This window comes from Siphonobacter sp. BAB-5385, from assembly GCF_002261125.1.
Classification (GTDB): Bacteria; Bacteroidota; Bacteroidia; order Cytophagales; family Spirosomataceae; genus Siphonobacter.
This window is the reverse complement of sequence record NZ_NMPS01000111.1, coordinates 1-19643: the sequence shown is the minus strand read 5'-3', so window position 1 is coordinate 19643 and position 19643 is coordinate 1. Positions and strand designations below refer to the sequence as shown.

General features: G+C 49.2%; 19 protein-coding genes. 13 read left to right on the top strand and 6 right to left on the bottom strand.

Annotated elements, in window-relative coordinates; translation table 11 throughout:
* Positions 1-331 precede the first annotated feature (331 nt).
* From nusB to coaE, 6 genes are all read left to right on the top strand, one after another.
* Positions 332-1450, top strand: a complete 1119-nt coding sequence (nusB, locus tag BWI93_RS11335) for a transcription antitermination factor NusB (RefSeq protein WP_158242654.1) — start codon at positions 332-334, stop codon at positions 1448-1450.
* A gap of 205 nt (positions 1451-1655) precedes the next feature.
* A complete protein-coding gene (locus BWI93_RS11330) occupies positions 1656-1952 on the top strand; it encodes a YtxH domain-containing protein (protein ID WP_094811334.1) in 297 nt (98 codons plus the stop codon).
* Between the two features lie 78 nt (positions 1953-2030).
* Positions 2031-2453, top strand: a complete 423-nt coding sequence (locus tag BWI93_RS11325; RefSeq protein ID WP_094811330.1) for a DUF1573 domain-containing protein — start codon at positions 2031-2033, stop codon at positions 2451-2453.
* Positions 2454-2492: 39 nt separating this feature from the next.
* Positions 2493-2792, top strand: a complete 300-nt coding sequence (yajC, locus tag BWI93_RS11320) for a preprotein translocase subunit YajC (RefSeq protein ID WP_094811328.1) — start codon at positions 2493-2495, stop codon at positions 2790-2792.
* 116 nt (positions 2793-2908) lie between these two features.
* On the top strand, positions 2909-3583 hold the full coding sequence (locus BWI93_RS11315) for a hypothetical protein (RefSeq protein WP_141217434.1): 675 nt from the start codon (positions 2909-2911) through the stop codon (positions 3581-3583).
* Between the two features lie 63 nt (positions 3584-3646).
* Entirely contained in the window at positions 3647-4237 is a 591-nt protein-coding gene (gene coaE, locus BWI93_RS11310; protein ID WP_094811324.1) for a dephospho-CoA kinase, read from the top strand.
* 493 nt (positions 4238-4730) lie between these two features.
* On the opposite strand, the gene BWI93_RS11305 is transcribed toward coaE, so the two are convergent.
* Together BWI93_RS11305 and BWI93_RS11300 are read right to left on the bottom strand one after the other, a co-directional pair.
* Positions 4731-6062, bottom strand: coding sequence for a DUF58 domain-containing protein (locus tag BWI93_RS11305; RefSeq protein WP_094811322.1), 1332 nt, complete (start codon positions 6060-6062; stop codon positions 4731-4733).
* A gap of 116 nt (positions 6063-6178) precedes the next feature.
* Positions 6179-7894 (bottom strand): M3 family oligoendopeptidase, encoded by a 1716-nt coding sequence (locus BWI93_RS11300; RefSeq protein WP_094811320.1) that lies wholly within the window; start codon positions 7892-7894, stop codon positions 6179-6181.
* A 257-nt stretch (positions 7895-8151) separates the two neighbouring features.
* Between BWI93_RS11300 and BWI93_RS11295 the strand changes: the two genes are divergently transcribed.
* The 3 genes from BWI93_RS11295 to BWI93_RS11285 all read left to right on the top strand — a co-directional run bounded on the left by BWI93_RS11295 (position 8152) and on the right by BWI93_RS11285 (position 11760).
* Positions 8152-9459, top strand: a complete 1308-nt coding sequence (locus BWI93_RS11295; protein WP_094811318.1) for a gluconate:H+ symporter — start codon at positions 8152-8154, stop codon at positions 9457-9459.
* Between the two features lie 27 nt (positions 9460-9486).
* A complete protein-coding gene (locus BWI93_RS11290; RefSeq protein WP_094811316.1) occupies positions 9487-10575 on the top strand; it encodes a D-TA family PLP-dependent enzyme in 1089 nt (362 codons plus the stop codon).
* Between the two features lie 231 nt (positions 10576-10806).
* Positions 10807-11760, top strand: coding sequence for an aldo/keto reductase (locus BWI93_RS11285; protein WP_094811313.1), 954 nt, complete (start codon positions 10807-10809; stop codon positions 11758-11760).
* 87 nt (positions 11761-11847) lie between these two features.
* Here the strand turns inward: BWI93_RS11285 and BWI93_RS11280 are convergent, their stop codons facing one another.
* Both BWI93_RS11280 and BWI93_RS11275 read right to left on the bottom strand, forming a co-directional pair.
* Positions 11848-12189 (bottom strand): MauE/DoxX family redox-associated membrane protein, encoded by a 342-nt coding sequence (locus BWI93_RS11280; RefSeq protein ID WP_094811311.1) that lies wholly within the window; start codon positions 12187-12189, stop codon positions 11848-11850.
* A gap of 35 nt (positions 12190-12224) precedes the next feature.
* On the bottom strand, positions 12225-12803 hold the full coding sequence (locus tag BWI93_RS11275) for an RNA polymerase sigma factor (protein ID WP_094811309.1): 579 nt from the start codon (positions 12801-12803) through the stop codon (positions 12225-12227).
* Between the two features lie 140 nt (positions 12804-12943).
* Between BWI93_RS11275 and BWI93_RS11270 the strand changes: the two genes are divergently transcribed.
* Positions 12944-13813 carry an AraC family transcriptional regulator gene (locus BWI93_RS11270; protein ID WP_094811307.1) on the top strand — a complete coding sequence of 290 codons (870 nt, stop codon included), beginning with the start codon at positions 12944-12946 and terminating at the stop codon, positions 13811-13813.
* A 107-nt stretch (positions 13814-13920) separates the two neighbouring features.
* Here the strand turns inward: BWI93_RS11270 and BWI93_RS11265 are convergent, their stop codons facing one another.
* On the bottom strand, positions 13921-15360 hold the full coding sequence (locus BWI93_RS11265; protein WP_094811305.1) for a DUF6600 domain-containing protein: 1440 nt from the start codon (positions 15358-15360) through the stop codon (positions 13921-13923).
* On the opposite strand from BWI93_RS11265, the gene BWI93_RS11260 reads away from it, so the two are divergent.
* Together BWI93_RS11260 and BWI93_RS11255 are read left to right on the top strand one after the other, a co-directional pair.
* Positions 15359-15748, top strand: coding sequence for a hypothetical protein (locus BWI93_RS11260; RefSeq protein WP_094811303.1), 390 nt, complete (start codon positions 15359-15361; stop codon positions 15746-15748). The two genes, BWI93_RS11265 and BWI93_RS11260, sit on opposite strands and share 2 nt — an antisense overlap.
* 4 nt (positions 15749-15752) lie before the next feature.
* Positions 15753-16589: a sugar phosphate isomerase/epimerase gene (locus tag BWI93_RS11255; protein ID WP_094811301.1), complete on the top strand. Its 837-nt coding sequence runs from the start codon at positions 15753-15755 to the stop codon at positions 16587-16589.
* Positions 16590-16718: 129 nt separating this feature from the next.
* Here BWI93_RS11255 and BWI93_RS11250 read toward each other — a convergent pair whose 3' ends face one another.
* The gene (locus BWI93_RS11250; RefSeq protein WP_094811298.1) at positions 16719-18065 is read right to left on the bottom strand and encodes an NAD(P)/FAD-dependent oxidoreductase; all 1347 of its coding nucleotides are present in this window, start codon (positions 18063-18065) and stop codon (positions 16719-16721) included.
* A 327-nt stretch (positions 18066-18392) separates the two neighbouring features.
* Between BWI93_RS11250 and BWI93_RS11245 the strand changes: the two genes are divergently transcribed.
* Positions 18393-19424, top strand: coding sequence for an LLM class flavin-dependent oxidoreductase (locus BWI93_RS11245; protein ID WP_094811296.1), 1032 nt, complete (start codon positions 18393-18395; stop codon positions 19422-19424).
* The last annotated feature ends 219 nt before the right edge of the window (positions 19425-19643 follow it).

Genomic DNA, 19643 nt, shown 5'->3' with positions numbered 1-19643 from the left:
CGGGGCGGGTTGTCCGTAGCATTTGCTACGGACTTTTTAATTGGTAGGCTGTGCCTACCGGGTTAGTGTTTTTAAAAGAGTGAGTTGATGCTTGCTGGAAGAGCGGATTGAGAGGTAGAAGCGAGCTTGCCTCGAATACTAACTTCCCAAAGCAAAATGTTTTCTGGGAAGAAGCTAAAACCGTGGAATAGAGAGCGGCAAAAACTGAAAACTCCAAACCGAAAACTCTAAACTCTACGCTGAATTTCGTACCTTTGCGGCTCGAAACAAGTTCTTTGACTAATCGCTTTTACCGAATATGCTGAATCGGAGGACGTTGCGAATCAAGGCCATGCAAACACTTTATGCATTGTATCAGGCTGAACGTTCCAACTACCAACTAGCCCAGGATTTCATCGTTGAAACCCTGCAACCCGACCTCAATTCCATGGAACGTCAGGACCCCGAACGCTTTGAAGGCCTTCGGAAACTGGCCCTGATGCAACTGGAGGAGTCGGTTACCAAAAAAGATACCGAAGAAGAAATTCCGCTGATGGCCCGTCAGGTGGCTACGGAAGCTCTGAATTATTACCGGCAGAAAACCCAGCAGGACCGCCTTCGCTTCGTACGCGATGCGACAGCAGATATTGAACGCATTTATGATCAGTATCTGATGATTTTGCTGCTCTTACTGGAGTTGGCCGAAGAAGCTCAATTGTATCAGGAACGCCGCTATCTGGACGAAGGCCTGAATACGAGTGTACTGGCGAGTAACCAATTTATTCATGCGCTGCGGGATATGCCTACGTTTGAAAACGAAGTCATCCGCCGGAACTTGAAATGGACGGAAGAAGACCGGGTACAATACATCCGCCCCTTCTTTAAGGACATTCGGCAGGATGCTACGTTCCAGCAATACTGCCAGCGTAACCAGCATACGCCCGCCGAAGATGCCGACCTCGTAATGCACCTGTTAAAGCAACTGGTGTTTAAGAACGAGATGATTAAGACGGTATTCGATGAGCAAAATCTGTACTGGAGCGAAGACAAAGACATTCTGCGTAGCCTAACGACGAAGACGGTAAAGTCTTATCAGGACGGCGATGTTCGCCTGCAAACGCTCTTACCCGGCGGCGAAGATGATATTAAGTTTTTTAAGGAATTACTGCGGCATACGCTCGACAATGAAGAACGTTTCATGCAGTTCATCGTTGATCAGGTAACCAACTGGGACTCCGAACGGATCGCCCTGACGGACCGGATTCTACTGATGATGGCTCTGGCAGAAATGATTTACTTCCCTGGCATTCCGGTAAAGGTCACCATCAACGAATTTATTGAAGTAGCCAAGGATTACTCGACGCCCCGCAGTGGACAATTCCTGAACGGGGTACTCGATACGCTTTCAGCGAAACTTCGCGAAGATGGTACCATTCGGAAGAGTGGTCGTGGTTTGATCGATAATCGTTAGAAAAAGTTTTCGCGGGCCTATTCTACATTTCCCTTACTTTTACAGAAGTGAAAGGTTGGAAAAAAAGAAGACTTCTTGATTATCAATCTTCGAAGGCCAGGAACACTAATTTGACGAATGGTTAAACCCGGTCAAATGGGGAGTTTCGAAAACAAAAACGTATCGAATGTACTTTTTAGAGCATTCGAATCTTTATAGAAAAACCATGAAAAAATCAACCCTTACTTTATTAGGCTTTTTGGCCGGTACGGCGGTTGGGGCTTCGGTAGGAATTCTGTATGCTCCCGACAGCGGTGAGAATACACGCGATCGCCTGGGGTACCGTCTTTCAAAATATCGTGAGCACTTGCAACAGCTTATTGCTGACTTGATGGCTCAAAGTGACTTGCCCGAAAGTCTGGCGAAGACCGAAGGAAAAAAAGTAGTAGACGAAGCTCGCGAGAAAGCTGAACGCCTGCTGGCGGACGTAGAATCACTCATGGGCCAGATTAAAGGACACTAAGCTAATTGTTGTTTACCGTTCCCCGGTGGAGATTTTTTAGCGAAAAACTCTACCGGGAAACGGTAAACCCCCCTTCCGATGAAAAGCAAGTTTGTAGTAGGTCTGCTGTGCTGGGGTTTACTGTTTTCCTGCAATACGGGAAAGCAAGAAACGACTACGACGGATGACCCTACCAAATTCCCCATTCTGAAGTTCGATCAGCCCGAAGTTGATTTGGGCAAAGTAACGGAAGGCGATACGCTGCTACACCGCTTTGCGTTTAAAAATACGGGTAATGCTCCGTTGGTCATTCAGTCCGCTTCGGCTTCCTGTGGCTGTACGGTTCCCGTGATTCCACTCAAACCCATCGCTCCGGGTGATACGTCGAGTTTGCTGGTGAAATTCAACAGCAAAAACAAAGTAGGAGCCAACACCAAGACCGTAACGGTCGTGTCGAATACCAAACCCGAAACCACAACGGTGGCGTTCCGGGTAGAGGTACTCGAAACATCTACGCATTAACATCCCCTTGTTCTCGAATCCTAAATCTTAAACCTAGTTATGATGCTCTTACAAGCACCCGCCAGTGGCTCCAACTGGATGCAACTCGTTCTGATGGGCGGTATTTTCGTTGTCATGTATTTCTTCATGATTCGGCCCCAGCAGAAAAAGGCGAAGGATCAGCAGAAATTCATCACAGAACTGAAAGAAGGCGATTCCGTTGTCACCATTGGTGGCTTACACGGAAAAATCGTGGAGACTACCGAGAAAACCGTGACGCTCGACGTGGGCCGCGGGATGCGTTTAGTTTTTGATAAAACGGCCATTTCCCGCGACAGTTCCATTCGTTTGGGACAATAATCGGACGCTGTGTACCCATGCTTCCACAGGGAACGTAATTTTATACGTCTCTAGCCAATAGTATGAAGCATGATTACTCACAGTTAACCGATCAATAGGTATTGATCATTGAAAGTATGAAACCTGACTGGAAAGTCGCGAGTCTCTGTCTGGTAGGGGCTCTGCTTTTCTGGTTGATGAATGCTCTTAACAAAGAGGGATATTCAGCCCGATTAGCGTATCCGTTACAAGTAGCCTACGATGATTCATTGTACGTGCCTACTTCTCCGCTTCCGCGGCAAATTCAGGCCAGTATTACGGGCAATGGATGGGATTTACTCTGGCGTACCTTGTCGTTAGGCAATCAGCCAATTACGTACGCTATTACGAATCCTCTGCATACTAAGTTTATTAATACGGCTTCCCTGACCAATTTGCTGTCGGACCAATTGAAAGAAACGCAGGTAAATTACATTATAGCGGATTCGCTGGATGTCAGTTTTGAGCGACGGGTGGTGAAAACCGTAAAATTACAGGCCGATACCAGTGGCGTACGTTTTCCCAGACATTTCGTAATCTCAACGGTCATTAACGTAATTCCGCAAAGCATTACGGTGGAAGGCCCTGAGTCGGCGATGCGGGAGGTGCCCAATACGATTCTGATTCCACTCCCCAAAAAAATTTCGGGAGATTTTGACGAACGTTTGGCCATTCCTTACGTGAATGCACCGAATGTAAATGCAACGGCGAAGCAGGTAAATATCAGTTTTGAAATCGCTGAATTACTGAGTCCGCCACCCGGAAGTAAATAACGTAATTGTTTTATAGAACGCGACTCCTGTACCGATTGGAGTCGCGTTTTTCTATTTCTAGCTATGAGTAAGGTCATTGGGATCACGGGAGGGATTGGTTCGGGCAAGAGCCTGATTGCCCGTATTTTTTCTACACTCGGCATTCCGGTATACGAAGCTGACGACCGGGCCAAACGGCTCATGAATACGGATTTGGAGTTACGTCAGCAATTGGAGGAATTACTCGGGAAAGAAGCCTATACTGCTGAGGGAATCTATAATCGAAGTTGGGTAGCTGGACAAGTGTTTCATAATCCGGAACTTTTACAGAAACTTAATGCCCTGGTGCATCCCCGAGTCCGGCAGGATGGAATCGACTGGGCTGCTCGCTACCCCGAGGCTCCGTACCTAATCTATGAAGCCGCCATTATGAAAGCAGCGGGACAGGGGAATAATTTTAAGAAAGTCATTGTCGTAGAAGCTCCACTCGATTTACGTATTCAACGGGTACGCCAACGTGACCAGCGTTCGGAAGCAGCCATTCGGGACATTATTGCCCGTCAGGCCTCTGAAGAAGAGCTACAGCAAATCGCTGATTATGTGATTCACAACGACGAAAAAACACCCTTGATTGATCAGGTATTGAAGCTCGATCAGGAATTAAGACGCTTGTAGTAGGCCACGCTTAGGCAGAGTTATTGGCCGGTCGAGTGGCAAACGCTGAGAGAATCGGTATAGCTCCGGCCCCAGACTCGTAACCCCAAAGGGGTTGCACTTCATTAGCCCCGTATGCAAGGCGGGGTACGTCCCCGCCCGGTAGGCACAGCCTACCAACGTTTGCATCCGTAGCGAATGCTACGGACAACCCGTCCCGCTCACCTTATCGAATTTCTAAAGTGAATTCGGAATGGAAGATGGAATTAAAAATTCATGAGGGTGAATACAGGTTCGGAAAATTGCACCAGTTGCTGGTTTCTCCACTTCAACCGGGCACGCAACCCCGAAGGGGTTCCATGTAAATAGACCCGTATGCAATGCGGGGATTGAGAACAGATATACTGATACAGGTTCACAAACCTGCACCAGTTGCGTCTTCAATCGAATGCCCTAATCCCCAGGGAGTTCTACAGAATTAACTCCGTATGCCATGCGAAGGCCACAGTAACGGCTAAATCATCCCCCGAGCCTTCACTTCCAGATACTTGTTAATCGTATTAACCGTCAGTTTCTCCGGCGGCGTAAGGATGGACTGAATCCCGTACTGCTGCAACTCCCGCATGATTTGCTGCTTTTCGTAAAAGAACTTCTCCGCGATGGTTTTCAGGTAAATCTCTTCCGTAGTATGGGCCGGAGCGTTCAGTAAAGCCCGTAATTCCGTGTTTTCGAAAAAGATAACAATCAACAGATGATCCTTGGCCAGCCGACGCAGGTAAGGTAAGACGCGTTGTAGAGCATTAACCGTCTCGAAATTGGTAAACAGTATCAGTAAACTTCGCTGACGAATCTGATTCTTCACCTGCACGTACAGGGATTCGTAGTCCGTTTCCAGAAAGCGGGTCTTTTGCCGATACAGTAATTCCATGACACGTTGCAACTGTCCCGGCTTCCGGTCCGCGGCTACCCAGGGACCCCGCTGGTCCGAAAAGGTGAGTACCCCGGCCTTATCCTGCTTGAGCAAGGCAATGTTACTCATCACCAGTGTTGCGTTAATGGCGTAGTCAAGCAAACTCAAGCCATCGAAGGGACTTCGCATGACGCGACCTTTATCAATCAAACAGTACACAGCCTGTGATTTTTCTTCCTGATAGGCATTCACCATCAGTTCATTCCGCCGGGCCGTCGCCCGCCAGTTAACGGAGCGGACCTCATCACCCGAAACGTACGGACGGATTTGTTCAAACTCCTGGCTCATTCCCACCCGCCGAATTTTCTTGATACCCAGATCGGTCAGGCGACTGGAGATAGCCATGAACTCGTACTGCTTCATTTGCAGAAACGACGGGTACACGGCCACCTGCTGATCCTGCGAGAACCGATACCGACGTTTCAGCAGCCGTAGCGGGCTTTGAACGTATACATTAACGGCCCCGAAATCATACTCGCCACGTTGTACAGGCCGTAGTTCGTAGCGGATAATCTGCTCCGTCGCTGGGGTAAGCATCGTTTTGAAGAGCACATCCCGTTTTTGAAACTGTGCGGGGATTTCATCAATAATTTCGAGCGATACCGGAAATTTGTAGTGGTTTTCCAGAAAGATGGAAACGGGATTGGCATCGCCATTGGAAAGTCGGTCTGCTACGTCCCGGCGAGCGAAAAAAGCTTTCGCTCTTGGATACAGCAACAGGCCGTCAAAAACAGCTCCGACTACAAAAACGAAAAAGAGTACCTGGATCAGTCCAAACAGCCAGGGGACCATAAAGGAAAGCAGAAACAGGAAAATGATTCCGATCAGTACCGTAAAGAATAGTCGGGAGAGGTATAGCGAACGAATAAAATGCACGGGATCAAGCGTCGGTTTAGTCGATTCTATCAAAGATAGACAGGACATCCGTACCGACAAAAATCCACCGGTTCCGGATAAAAAAAGCTCTGGTCCTTAAACCAGAGCTTTTGTAGTTACTGCAACTTGGCAACCTCTGCCCGTACAAAATTCATCAGACTGGCAATATGTTCTTTGGAGAAATCGAACGGTATGTTAGCCGCCGCGTAAATCTCGCCCATGGGGCGGGTATACCCGAGCTTAAGGGCGTTGAGGTAACCTTCCAGCCCCTTTTGCGGATTTTCCTTGAAATTTTTCCAGACTCCAATGGCACCTAGTTGAGCGATACCGTATTCGATGTAGTAAAACGGAACTTCGTAAATGTGCAACTGCCGTTGCCACTGATACGCTTTGAAACGCTCCAGGCCACTCCAATCGGTGATGCTGTCGGTAAACCGCTCATAAATCTGCAACCAGGCTGCATTCCGTTCTTCGACGCTATGGGTGGGGTTTTCGTACAACCAGTGCTGGAAGGCATCGACGGTAGCTACCCAGGGCAGTGTTTCGATGATGTCTTCGAGGTGTTCCAGTTTCGCCCGACGCAGGTCTTCCGGGTTCGGGAAAAAGACGTCCCAATGGTCCATGGTGATCAGCTCCATACTCATGGAAGCCAGTTCCGCCACTTCACTCGGCACATTCCGGAAACTATTCAACGCCAGATCCCGCGTGACGATGCTGTGGACGGCGTGGCCCCCTTCGTGCAGAATCGTCACCATATCCCGCAGATTCGACGTCGCATTCATAAAAATGAAAGGTACACCCGATTCTTCCAGGGGATAATTGTAGCCACCCGGAGCCTTACCCTTCCGCGATTCCAGGTCGAAGCGACCCATCGTACGCATCACACGGAGGTAGCCGCCCAACGCAGGATCGAGGCGGTCGAATACTTCAATGGTTTTGGTGAGCAAATCTTCGCCACTCGTAAAAGGTTTCAGCGGCGGCTGGCCCGAAGGGTCCACCAACTTATCCCAGGGGCGTAATTCCGTTAGCTGCAAGGCCTGTTTACGATCCTTCGACAGCTCGTTCAATACGGGTACAACGGTGCTGGCAATGGCCTCGTGGAAGTGAAAACAGTCTTCCACCGTATAGTCAAAACGGCCCATTGCGGCGAACATATAGTCACGGTAGTTCGCGAAACCGGCATTTTGAGCCAGTTGATGCCGTAAATCCCGAAGCTGATTGAGTAAGGTGTCGAGGGCTTCGTGATCCTGATAACGCCGCTCCCAGATGGCCCGCCAGGCTTCCTCGCGGATGGTACTGTCAGTCTGCATCAGTCGGTCACCCGCTTTTTGCAGGGTCATTTCCTCACCATCGAGCGTAACCGTCATAGCTCCGGCGATGTTACCGTACTGGCTTTGCAGGGCTTGCTGCTGCGTAAACAAGGGGACGTTTTCCGTACGGAAGATTTCGATTTGCCGACGAATAGCCCGTAAGGTTACAAAATATCCTTCATCGGTTAATTCATCCACGTACGGACTCGCCAGGGCTTTCTGGTCCAGCTGATTCGCAAATTCCGTCCATTGCGGCTGAATGTGTTCGTTGAATACCGTGAACGCTTCCACGTACGCCTCATTGGCCGTATCAGTCGTCATGCGGATGTACCGCCAGGCAAAGTTTTCGGAAAGGTAGCTTTCCAGTTCAGACCGGTCCTGAAACCACTGCCGTAATTCATCGGCATTGAGGACCAGACGGTCGCGGAGTTCTTCAAAAAAGGGCTGCACACTCGCCCAATCACTTAATTCGTAGGCCGCCGGAAGAAATAGCCGGGGGCGTTGTACAAGCGTTTCTGCCATAATGAAAGTCGTTCGTCACCCAAAAATAAGCCTGTGAGAATCGGGCGTTTAACACCCCTGACAGGCGAAATGTTTCCATAAAAAAAGGAATGAAACTCCTTCGTTAATTTCGTTTTCTCCCTGCTAAAGCAAACGCCTGCGAATGCAACTCAGGGTTCAATTCATTCTAATTTTTGCACTCAAGCTACACTTTACAACAGGAAATTCGGCTAAAAAATCCTTTTCTTTGAAAAACATAAACCTCTAGCTGAATCTCAATGCCTCTACTGCTCACCTTTCTGGCTATAGTTCTCCTCATTATTCTCATTGCGTACGTACGACTGGATACCTTTCTGGCTTTTCTGATTATCTGTATCGGTCTGGGTCTGGCCAGTGGTATGGAAGTCGCCGCCGTAGGCCAGGCCATCCGAAAGGGAATCGGTGATACGCTTGGCGACCTGGTACTAATCGTAGGCTTTGGGGCCATGCTCGGTAAACTGGTGGCCGAAAGCGGTGCAGCCCAGCGGATTACCGATGCACTGGTACTAGTGTTTGGTACTAAAAACTTACCCTGGGGCATGGCTCTGGCGGGTTTCGTCATTGGCATTCCGCTGTTCTATAATGCTGGTTTCGTCATTGTTTTTCCTTTGATCGTGGCCGTTTCGGTATCGGCCCGCGTACCCATTCTAACGGTGGGTATTCCCATGCTTTCGGCCTTATCGGTGGCTCACGGGTATCTGCCACCCCATCCTTCGCCAGCAGCCATTGCCGGACGTTTTAATGCGGATTTAGGAAAGGTACTGTTATACGGCATTGCGATTGCCATTCCCGCCATTGCGATTGCCGGACCCATTTTTGGGCGGACCCTTCGTCAGTACAGCCCCACGCTTGATCCGGATTTGTTATCGGTAAAGAAACTTCCTGCCGATCAATTGCCTAGTCTGGGTCTTAGTCTGTTTACCGCTTTATTACCAGTGATTTTACTGGCTATTACGACCATTTTTAAGCCTTATTTACCGCCTAATCCGGTCATTCAGCTCATCAGCGAACCGTACTTTGGTATGTTTCTTTCAGTACTGGTCGCCATGTACACGCTGGGGCTGGCTCGGGGTCAGTCCATGAAAATGGTAACCAAGCAGTTGGAAGAAGCTTTCAAGGGTTGCTCGCCAATCTTATTAGTGGTGGCCGGAGCCTCGGCCCTGAAGGAAATCATGCAGTCAGCGGGCATTAGTACCTTTCTGGGGCAGCAGCTACAGCAATTGCCCGTCTCTCCGCTCGTACTGGGTTGGGCCATGGCGGGCCTCATTCGGATCTGTGTGGGTTCGGCTACGGTAGCGGGTCTGACGGCCGTTGGCATCATTGCCCCTCTGCTGGCGGCCCGTCCGGAGGTTTCGCCCGAACTGATGGTACTATCCATTGGGGCCGGCAGTCTGATGTGCTCGCACTTCAACGACGGCGGTTTCTGGCTGTACAAAGAATATTTTAATCTGAGTATTAAAGACACGCTGAAGACCTGGACGGTCATGGAAACCATGGTTTCTGTCATTGGTCTGATGGGGGTTCTGATTATCAATGCTTTTATCTAAGATTTACATTAACGACAAGAAATTTCCATGACTGAAGATTGGTTCACGCTCCATCATCCTGACCTAGTTCCTTCACCCGGTATTGTATTCTATCAGGATCGGATTCGCCGGAATATTGCCATCATGGTGGCGATTGCCGGAAGTCCGGAGCGACTCATACCGCATACCAAAACCCATAAAACCATTGAAATCCTGAAGTTGCAGCTGGAGGTGGGGATTACGAAATTTAAAGTTTCGACCATCGCTGAAGCGGAAATGGCCGCCATGGCCGGAGCCCCCTGGGTGTTACTGGCGTATCCGGTAGTGGGACCGAATGTAGCCCGTTGGCACCAGCTAATGCAGCAGTATCCGGAAACGAGCTTTCAGGCCCTGATCGATAACCCGATTACAGCTCACGCGATCCATACCTATTTTGGGGAGGAAAAAGCTCCGGTTTTTATCGATGTAAACAATGGCATGGACCGTACCGGGGTAGAAGTAGAAAATCTACAAAGCCTGATCGACTATGTGCATACGCTGCCCAATTTGAAATTGAAAGGTCTGCATATCTACGACGGCCATATCCGTAATACAGATTTTGAAGAACGCAAGGAAGTTGTAGACGCCGCCTATCAACGCGTAATGGATGCCATTCAGGTCGATGAAAACTGGATGATCATTGCCGGAGGCACGCCCTCTTTTACAGTACACGCCCTGCGGACGGGTACTTACCTGAGTCCGGGTACCTGCCTGTTGTGGGATTGGGGGTATGATGATTTGCTGGAAGAACAACCATTCGAGTGGGCCGCTTTGCTGATAACGCGGGTCGTATCGAAACCCGCCGAAGGGCTGATTACCATCGATCTGGGGCATAAAGCAGTAGCGGCCGAAAATCCAGTCAACCGACGGGTGAAGTTTCTTAATTTGGCGGAGTATGAATTACTCAGTCAGAGTGAGGAACATGGCGTAGTGCGAGTCAGTAGCTGGGAATCCATCGAGGTAGGCGATCTACTCTACGGCGTGCCGTATCACATTTGCCCGACCGTAGCCCTGCACGAAACGGCAACCGTCGTGGAAAATGGGGAAGTCTTAGACGAGTGGGCCATCGTATCGCGAAAGCGGAAAATTACCATTTAAGTACAAAACAATGTACTCCATAGGAAGCGGTTGAGCCTTGGCTTGACCGCTTTTTTATTTCTACACTAGTAAGAAAACATTTGGCTCTGAATCCTTGATAATCAGTGTTTCAGGAAATTTTAATTTCTTTACCAGAACCCAACGCCTGTTTTTAGACTTATTTGTCCGGTTTTTTTTAGAAGCTACCGTACTGTTTTCTGGAGCTTCCGGGTTCCGTAAATTCATTGAACTATGCAAAAAAGAGCATTAGGAAAATCGAACATTGAAGTAGCACCGCTGGCCTTTGGCGGAAACGTATTTGGCTGGACCATCGACGAAACGACTTCATTTGAAATACTCGACGCTTTTGTAGCGGCTGGCTTTAATTTTATTGATACGGCCGATGTGTATTCCCGTTGGGTACCGGGCAACATTGGCGGCGAATCGGAGACGATTCTGGGCAAATGGATGAAGCAACGTAACAATCGCGAGCAGATCATTCTGGCGACCAAAATCGGAGCCGACAACGGCAAAGGCCATCCGGACGTTTCCAAAGCCTACATCCTGAAAGGCGTGGAAGACTCCCTGCGTCGCTTGCAAACGGAGTACATTGACCTTTATCAGACGCACTACGACAACGAAAGTACGCCCGTCGAAGAAACGCTCGAAGCGTATGATCAACTGGTGAAAGCGGGCAAGGTACGCATCATCGGTACGTCGAACATGAGTCCCGAACGACTGAAAGCTTCGCTGCAGGCCAGTGAAAAAAACGGGTATCCCCGGTACGAAACGCTGCAACCCAATTATAGTCTGGTAGAGCGGAAAGAATACGAAGAAATTTATGAGCCGATTGTACGGGAGCATCAACTCAGTACGATTAACTATTATTCCTTGGCCAGTGGATTTCTCACGGGTAAATACCGTTCTGAGGCTGACTTAGCGAAAAGTCAACGCGGTCAGGGCGTGAAGAAATACCTCAACGAACAGGGACTAGGAATTTTAAAGGCCCTGGATGAAGTGGCGGAAGAATACAAAGTCACACCCGCTAGTGTAGCCCTGGCCTGGCTGATGGCCCGGCCTTCTGTGGCGGCTCCAATTGCCAGTGCTACGAGTTTAAATCAGTTACAGTCGTTCATCCAGGCGGCAGAATTATCGCTACATACGGAGGCGATTGAAAAGCTGGATCAGGCGAGTGACTGGAAGTAGGGTTAAATATGAAGACTGCCTTTTGACAGCAAGAATACGACTTCCCGGAGGTGCTATACATTCGGGAAGTTTCATTTTAAGCGTAGTTTATTTGGTAAAGGTATAAGCCCAGTAAATCAGCACCCCTTGCAAAGGCAGTCGAGCCCAGAGAATCCAGGCGGGGATATTAGTGAACTTTCCGGAAGTAGCCATGTACCAGTTGGCTGGGAATACCGCAATCAGCAGGAGAATGATGCCCCAGGCCGCCCAGGTACGAAGGGAAGGCACCAACAAAGCCAGGCCCAGTACCAGTTCAGCAACGCCGCTTAAGTACACCATAGTCAGTGGAGCGGGAATGGAAGGAGGCATGATTCGCAGATACGTCTGCGGGCGTACGAAGTGCAGAATGCCCGCAACGACGTAGAGGAAGGACATCAGGTAGAGGCTCATGCCGTTCTTCCTAAAAGATTGGGTCCAGCATAAAGTCAACGGGATTTCCGTCTAAAAACCTGATAGTTGTACCCCGCCTCCAAAGCCCTATTCCGCAGGTGACTGACCGAAAGCTGTACGGCATTTACTACGGACTGATACTGCAAGCCCGTACGTTCGGAAATTTCTTCAATTGAAAAACCTTCGTGGTAACGTAGCTCCATAACCTGACGTTTCCGGCGGGGCAGGCTGTTGAGCGACTGCCGCGTAAAGCGTTGCCAGGAATTTTCGGCTTCGCGTTCAATCAACCCACTTTCGGGGCAACTTTCCGTAATCAGATCAAAGGCGTCCGTTTCCTGACTTAGGGAAATATGATTGGCGGGTAGGAGCTTTAAAATCTGATTTCGAAGCGAAAATTTCAGATAAGGCGTCAGCGGAGCATGGCGATTGAGGTTTTGCCGATGTTGCCAGATCCACAGAAATAAATCCTGGAGTGCATCTTCAACCATCGCCGAATCCGCAAAGCGTCGCAAAGCCCAGGATCGTAACGGGCGGTACTGACGGCGGTACAGGATGCCCCACGCTTCACAATCGCCGTCCAGTAAGGCATTCCAGAGTTGTTGATCAGAAACCACGGTAGAGGTTAGGTTTTGCTCGTTTTACTGAACAAAATTCAACATTGTTTGAATGCACTACTTACCCGCACTTAACTTCAATTGATACTATATTTGCATAACTTATACTTGGTTTAAATCAGTTCTGAAAACGCAGCATCATGAAACCCGTTTATCACCGGTTTAATTTCGAAGGAAGGGCCTCGTTTGGGATGCGGCAGGTCGTAGAGCCGTTTTTCTACAATCGCTGGCATTACCACCCGGAACTGGAAATTACCTGGGTACAACAGGGGAGTGGTACGCGGCTCGTAGGTGACCACGTGGAGGCCTTTGAAGCGGGTGAACTGATTATACTAGGTGCTAACTTACCTCATCTGTGGCGTTCCGATGAAGCCTACTTTAAATCGGATAATACGGAGCTATGTAGTTCGCTTTCCATTCATTTCGCCGAAAATTTTGCTGGTAAAGAATTCAATACTTTACCCGAGACGAAGCCCCTACGCGATCTGTTCCTGAAAGCCGAACGTGGGCTGAAAGTGACAGGAGCGACGCAACAGGCCGTACAAAAACGGATGCAGGATTGTGCCACTGGCGATGATCTGTACCGGCTGGTAGGCCTGCTGGATATTTTACGCCTGCTAGCGGATTCGAAAGATTTGGTTCCCTTGGCTAGTATCGGCTACGGTGTACCGAACGATTTGCTGGATACCGAACGGCTGGCCAAAGTATACCATTACACCTTTACCCATTTTGCCAGTAAGATTACACTGGAAGAGATTGCCGCCGAAGCCGCCCTGAACCCACCTTCCTTCTGCCGGTATTTCAAAAGTCGGATGCGAAAGACCTATACCGAATTTTTGGCGGAGGTACGCATTGGGCAGGCTTGTAAATTACTGATTTCCAGTGACTGGCCCGTGGCTCAGGTTTGTTACGAAAGTGGATATGCCAACTTCTCGCATTTCAATCGGCATTTCAAACGTATTACGGGTTATACGCCCATTGAGTATCGCCGGGCCTATCAGAAAGCATAAATAAAGCCGCACCCCTTGCGAAGTACGGCTTTGTGGCAATAAACAATGATGTTATATAACTGATTTGCTTCGCTTAAGGTTTGATTAACCCTGCTGAAGAATTCTATTTAGTTTCTACTCCCTCGTGAACGCATACCGCCGCCGCCGCTACCCGGTTGTGGTTGAGCAGGAACCTGCTGGGGCATCGCGTTTTCTCTACCTCTGGAAAAGCCACCACCCTGGCCTTCGGGCGACGATTGTCGCATGCCTCCTCCCCAGGAACGACCTTCCGAGGGGTTAGCCGAAGGACTACTCATAGGAGCCTGCCGATTACTCCGAAAGTCGGGAAATGATTCCCGGTTTGGAGCACTCCGTTCGGGGCGACTGCCACCAAAAGGATTGGATTCGCGATTGGGCTGGTTATTCGGCATGGTAGTACGACCGGAGTTCCAGGGGTTACTGGCTTCACGATCAGGTCGACTACCGCCAAAAGGATTAGACTCGCGACTGGGCTGAGAATTCGGCACAGCCGTACGATCAGAATTCCAGGGATTACTGCTTTCGCGGTTAGGTCGGCCATTTCCGAAGGAATTATTAGGGTCCGCTGCACGATTACCGTTACGATTGGCATTCCAGGGATTGGTACCGTCTTCCGGATTGGCTCCCGTTTCCCGTTTCGGACGATTATTCGCGTCGAACGAAGCATTATAGTCGGAATTGCCGCGACGATAAACGTTAGGATTCGAACGGTCGGGAGTCGGGCGGGAATCGTTAGTATTAGAGTTTCCGTTGTTCCAGTTCCCCGGACGATTATCCGAATTTCTCCCTGGGTTGTTGCCATTCCACTGGCCCTGATTCCGGTCAAAGCGATCATTCCGGCCACTCATGCTACTCCGATCGTAGAAACCAGCCCGACGACCGAAATCATCCGCCCGGCGAACCGCCACGTTTCGACCCGTAGCCCGCTGAATATCGTAGGCTCGGGGCCCGGCAGCGTAGGAGCGGTTGTTGTACCGATAGACGTTGTTAATGATCGTCGTATTATGATAGATGTTTACCACCTGCGTACGGGGTACGCAATAGCTGTAAATCCGCGGGCTTAAAATGTGCCGTTGAGGTACGAACGTCCAGTAGTTCCAGGGCAGGTTAATGTTAACGCTGATGTTCATACCCGGTCCGAGCGGAGCCCAGCCGTAGTACCCGCCTCCATTCCGCCAACCTACCCAGGCCGGTCCCCATTCGTAATCGGGAACCCAGACCCAACCCCGGTAGGGGTCCATTTGCCAGCGACCGTAGTGGAAAGGAGCCCAGCCCCAGGGATAATCCGATACCCAGGTATTTCCGTATTCGGTCATTTCCCAGTGTCCGGCCGTACCATAGGGCTGAAAGTCGGGACCCGCATTGGGTACCCAGACCTGACCGTACTGCGGATTCTGAATCCATTCACCGTACGGTGACAATTCATTATAGAAAGTCGCAAAGGAAATGCTTACGCCGGGCTGGGCGGCAAGGCGGCCTACGCCAGCAAAAACGAAGCAGATCAAAGCGAAAATACGGATTGTTTTCATGGCTGGTGCGAATCGAGTCGATTCATTTAAAGCACTAAAATTGAACATTTTATGTGTAAAAAACTACCTAAAAAATGTTAAATTCTGTGCTGTTTTTATAACTGAAGCTTGGATCAGTTGGGCGGGGCCGGGTTTAGTAGGGGCGAAGAAATTAATGGTTTTTAACAAATCAAGGGCTTATGACTTCATGAAAAGACCTTCTGGAACTTTAATGATATTGTATGAAGTATCTACTTCTAAAAACGGAAGCCATTTACCAGTGCTAAACCGTCTGCTGGCCAAACGGAATGTACCGACCAACCATTGGGCGAGGGGATATTTTCCTGCTTTACATACAGTATTTGAAAATACTGACGATATTTCAGGCACCTATTCAGATGATTTCTAGACCTATGAAAAAAGCCTTACTCTTCCTGGGCAGCCTGTTGCTGGCCAGTAGTCTGTTCGCTCAGAAAACGCCCGAATCCAAATCAGGCTGGATGCTCGGAGCCCAGTCCTATTCGTTCCGGCTCTTTCCTTTCGCCGAAGCCCTGCGAAAAATTGATAGTTGCGGTCTGAAATACGTCGAAGCTTTTCCCTCGCAGCAAATTGGTGGAGGAGTAACGGGTACCATGAACTTCACCATGGATGCAAGTACACGGCAGGCGGTGAAAAAAATGCTTAAAGATCGGGGCATTACGCTGGTAGCGTATGGCGTAGTTCGGGCCAAAGACGAAGCCGAATGGAAAGCCCTGTTCGAGTTTGCCAAAGAAATGGGCATTCGGAACATCAATTCCGAGCCGGACGTGAAGCAAATGCCGTACATTGGTAAACTGGCCCAGGAATACAAAATCAACGTGGCCTTGCACAATCACCCCAAACCTTCCCACTACTGGCATCCTGATTCCGTACTGGCCGTGATTGGAAATAACCCGTACCTGGGTTCCTGCTCGGATATTGGGCACTGGGTACGCTCAGGTTTGAATCCGGTAGCGTGTTTGAAACAACTCGAAGGACGCGTATTGGGCATGCACTTTAAGGATTTGGAAGAAAAAGCTCCAAAGACGCACGATGTCGTTTGGGGAACCGGCGTTTGTGATATCCCAGCCGTCATTGCTGAAATGAAACGCCAGAAATTCAAAGGTCCTATTTCGGCAGAATATGAATACCATTGGGAAAATAACGCTCCCGAAATTGCCGAAAGCGTCAAAAACTTCCGGATGATCTATACGAAGGGAAGTATAAAGTAATGGTAAGTTGACCTAAGAACAGTTTGACTGTCACAAAAAAGGGTTTTGGAAAAGCTTCCAAAACCCTTTTTCTATAGGCTGTGGCATGAAAGGTATAAGTGCCCTCTCAAACCTATTTAGCGGGCTAATCTAATCAGCCGCCTGCTGTTTCATAAACGTTTCGGTAGCCTTGTCGCCCTTCCGGATAAACGGACGAATGATCAGACGCGTACCGCGTTCGTAGGTAAAGAAACGGTACAGCCAGTTGCTCAATACGACCAGTTTGTTACGGAAACCAATCAGGTAGTAAATGTGGACGAACAACCAGGCAAACCAGGCAATGATACCTCCCAGGGTGATTTTACCCGGCAGATCCGCAACAGCACGAGCCCGGCCAATAATGGCCAGCGAACCTTTGTCGAAGTAGCTGAACGGTTGTAATTCCTGTCCAGCCAGCAGGCGTTTCAGGTTTTTAGCCAGGTGTTGACCCTGCTGAATGGCGGGTTGAGCCACACCGGGGTGACCATTCGGATACTTATCCGATTTCATCATCGCGATATCACCGATGGCGAAAATATCCGTGTACCCTTCAATCTGATTGAACAGGTTCACAGGGTACCGACCGCCCCGTTGGATGATTTCCTGAGGAATACCGGGCAGTGTAGCACCCGCTACCCCAGCAGCCCATACGAGCGTCTGCGTCTGGATTTGTTCACCGCCTTTGAAGGTTACAACTTCGCCGTCGTAGGATTCTACGAGCGTTTTCGTTTTCACGATAACCCCCATTTTCTCCAGGTACGCCTGCGTTTTCTTACTGGATTCGGGCGACATTGGCGGCAGTACGCGGTCAAGGCCTTCCACCAGATAGATGTTCATTTTAGTAAAGTCCATGCCGGGATAGTCACCGGGCAGTACGTGCTTCCGCATTTCGGCTAAAGCACCCGCCGTTTCTACACCCGTGGGACCACCTCCTACGATAACGATGTTGAGCAAACTCTGCCGCAGAGCCGCGTTCGTAGTCATATTCGCCTTTTCAAAACACTGCAGAATTTGGCTACGCAGGTTCAGGGCATCGGTAATTTTCTTTAAAGGAAATGAATTCTGCTTGATCTGGTCGTTACCGAAAAAGTTCGATTTCGTACCCGTAGCAATGATCAGGTAATCGTAGCTGAGATCACCAATCAGCGTACTGATCGTTTTCGTGGCTGGATTAACACTCGTTACGCGTACCGGACGGAAATGAAAGTCTTCGTAATCTTCATCGAACATCTTCCGAAGCGGTTCGGCGATCGCATCCGCTTCCAGACCAGCCGTAGCCACCTGGTACAGCAGCGGCCAGAACCCGTGATAGTTCTGTTTATCCAGCATAACCACCTGGAACTGCTTCCCCGGAAGCTTTTGAGCCAGGTTAATTCCTCCAAAACCGCCCCCAATGATGACCACGCGGGGTTTTGTGGTTTCTGGAATATTTAGCGAAAGATCTTTTAAATCAAGCATTTGACAAGTCGATGAACAAACGTTCTCTTCCAAAAAAACCGAACCAGATTTACATCGTAAATCCATGCGGAACGAATGGTCTCTGAAAACGTTTAAGAGTTAATGGTTTAAAAATGGGAAAAAGAGCATTCTAACATGCTTGATTCGTATTCTTACTCATTGTTATTCAAAAAAGGACTGATCGAATTTTAGTACAAAAATCAGTTTCTTCTTTCTAAAGAACAAAAAATTTTATACTACGTTCAGGATCAGGTTCATTTAATAGCTTATAGTGCCAATTGTGCTAAAATTGGCATTTAGTTGAAAGCGGAATAATGCAAAAAAATCATGAGCAAGTCTATTAAGCTTAGTATCCTGGATCAGTCGCCCGTGCGGAAGGGCGGCTCTGCCCGCGATGCCTTACAACAGACCATTACGGTAGCCCGACAGGCTGATCAGTGGGGATATACCCGTTTCTGGGTTTCGGAACACCATAATGCCGCTGCCATTGCCGGTTCAGCACCGGAAGTGCTGATGGTAAAACTGGCGGACGAAACGCAGCAAATCCGGATCGGCTCCGGTGGCGTAATGCTGCCGAATCATAGTGCCCTGAAAGTAGCCGAAAACTTCCGTTTGCTTGAATCACTGTTTCCCGGACGCATCGACCTGGGGATGGGCCGTGCTCCGGGTGGAGACCGGATTTCGTCCGCGTTGCTCAATCCGTCGAACGATTTCAGTGAACAAAGTTACCGTCAACAGCTCGATTATCTGCAAACTTTCTTTACGGATTCCGCCGGAACGCAATATGGTCCCGTTTTGGCCGTACCGCAGGCCGATACAATTCCGGCCCAGTGGATTCTGAGTTCGAGTGGGGGAAGCAGTCAGCTGGCCGCTGAATATGGAATGGGTCTGGCCGTAGCCCGGTTTATCAACGGACAGGTTTCACCCCGAATCGTGGAGGCCTACAAACGTGATTTCCGACCATCTGAATTCATGCCCGAGCCCTCGGCCTTGCTGGCTTTGTTCGTGATCTGTGCGGATACGGAAGAAAAAGCCCAGCAACTGCGAAAAGTACTGGAATACCGCTTGATTCAAATGGATAAGGGACGTTTTGAAGGGGTGGATGACTACGAAACGATTAAAGATTACGAGTTTACATTAGCCGAAGAAGACCGACTCCGCTTTTTCCACGCCGACCGTATCGTTTCGGGTACGCCCGAGCAGGTGAAGGAGGAACTTACGCAATTGGCGAATGAATATGAGGTCGATGAAATTATGGCTTCCACCATGACGTATCATTTTGAAGATCGGCTCCGATCCTTTGAGTTACTGGCTCAAGCCTTTGGGACGACGGTGGTGACGAATCATCAGTTGTTTTAATAGGGTTTGTAGTTAATGATAGGAAGAGTAACGTTGATTTTCTGGAATAAAATGAATTTCGTTCCACAGATATAGCTGGCTAATAGCGTATTTCTACTCCATGGCAAAGAAAGTGTTGCTCTTTTAGAGTTCCGTCATTTACCTAGACTGAGTTTGGACTCGTATACAAGGCCGGCTAGTAGCACCTAAGCCTTCCAGGCTGGACCTCTCCACGCCTAA

Bases quoted from the DNA above. Each gene is read 5' to 3' on its own strand.
- nusB (WP_158242654.1), top strand. From the start codon at position 332: ATGCAAACACTTTATGCATTGTATCAGGCTGAACGTTCCAACTACCAA.
- BWI93_RS11330 (WP_094811334.1), top strand. From the start codon at position 1,656: ATGAAAAAATCAACCCTTACTTTATTAGGCTTTTTGGCCGGTACGGCG.
- BWI93_RS11325 (WP_094811330.1), top strand. From the start codon at position 2,031: ATGAAAAGCAAGTTTGTAGTAGGTCTGCTGTGCTGGGGTTTACTGTTT.
- yajC (WP_094811328.1), top strand. From the start codon at position 2,493: ATGATGCTCTTACAAGCACCCGCCAGTGGCTCCAACTGGATGCAACTC.
- BWI93_RS11315 (WP_141217434.1), top strand. From the start codon at position 2,909: ATGAAACCTGACTGGAAAGTCGCGAGTCTCTGTCTGGTAGGGGCTCTG.
- coaE (WP_094811324.1), top strand. From the start codon at position 3,647: ATGAGTAAGGTCATTGGGATCACGGGAGGGATTGGTTCGGGCAAGAGC.
- BWI93_RS11300 (WP_094811320.1), bottom strand. From the start codon at position 7,894: ATGGCAGAAACGCTTGTACAACGCCCCCGGCTATTTCTTCCGGCGGCC.
- BWI93_RS11295 (WP_094811318.1), top strand. From the start codon at position 8,152: ATGCCTCTACTGCTCACCTTTCTGGCTATAGTTCTCCTCATTATTCTC.
- BWI93_RS11290 (WP_094811316.1), top strand. From the start codon at position 9,487: ATGACTGAAGATTGGTTCACGCTCCATCATCCTGACCTAGTTCCTTCA.
- BWI93_RS11285 (WP_094811313.1), top strand. From the start codon at position 10,807: ATGCAAAAAAGAGCATTAGGAAAATCGAACATTGAAGTAGCACCGCTG.
- BWI93_RS11280 (WP_094811311.1), bottom strand. From the start codon at position 12,189: ATGAGCCTCTACCTGATGTCCTTCCTCTACGTCGTTGCGGGCATTCTG.
- BWI93_RS11270 (WP_094811307.1), top strand. From the start codon at position 12,944: ATGAAACCCGTTTATCACCGGTTTAATTTCGAAGGAAGGGCCTCGTTT.
- BWI93_RS11260 (WP_094811303.1), top strand. From the start codon at position 15,359: ATGGCTGGTGCGAATCGAGTCGATTCATTTAAAGCACTAAAATTGAAC.
- BWI93_RS11265 (WP_094811305.1), bottom strand. From the start codon at position 15,360: ATGAAAACAATCCGTATTTTCGCTTTGATCTGCTTCGTTTTTGCTGGC.
- BWI93_RS11255 (WP_094811301.1), top strand. From the start codon at position 15,753: ATGAAAAAAGCCTTACTCTTCCTGGGCAGCCTGTTGCTGGCCAGTAGT.
- BWI93_RS11250 (WP_094811298.1), bottom strand. From the start codon at position 18,065: ATGCTTGATTTAAAAGATCTTTCGCTAAATATTCCAGAAACCACAAAA.
- BWI93_RS11245 (WP_094811296.1), top strand. From the start codon at position 18,393: ATGAGCAAGTCTATTAAGCTTAGTATCCTGGATCAGTCGCCCGTGCGG.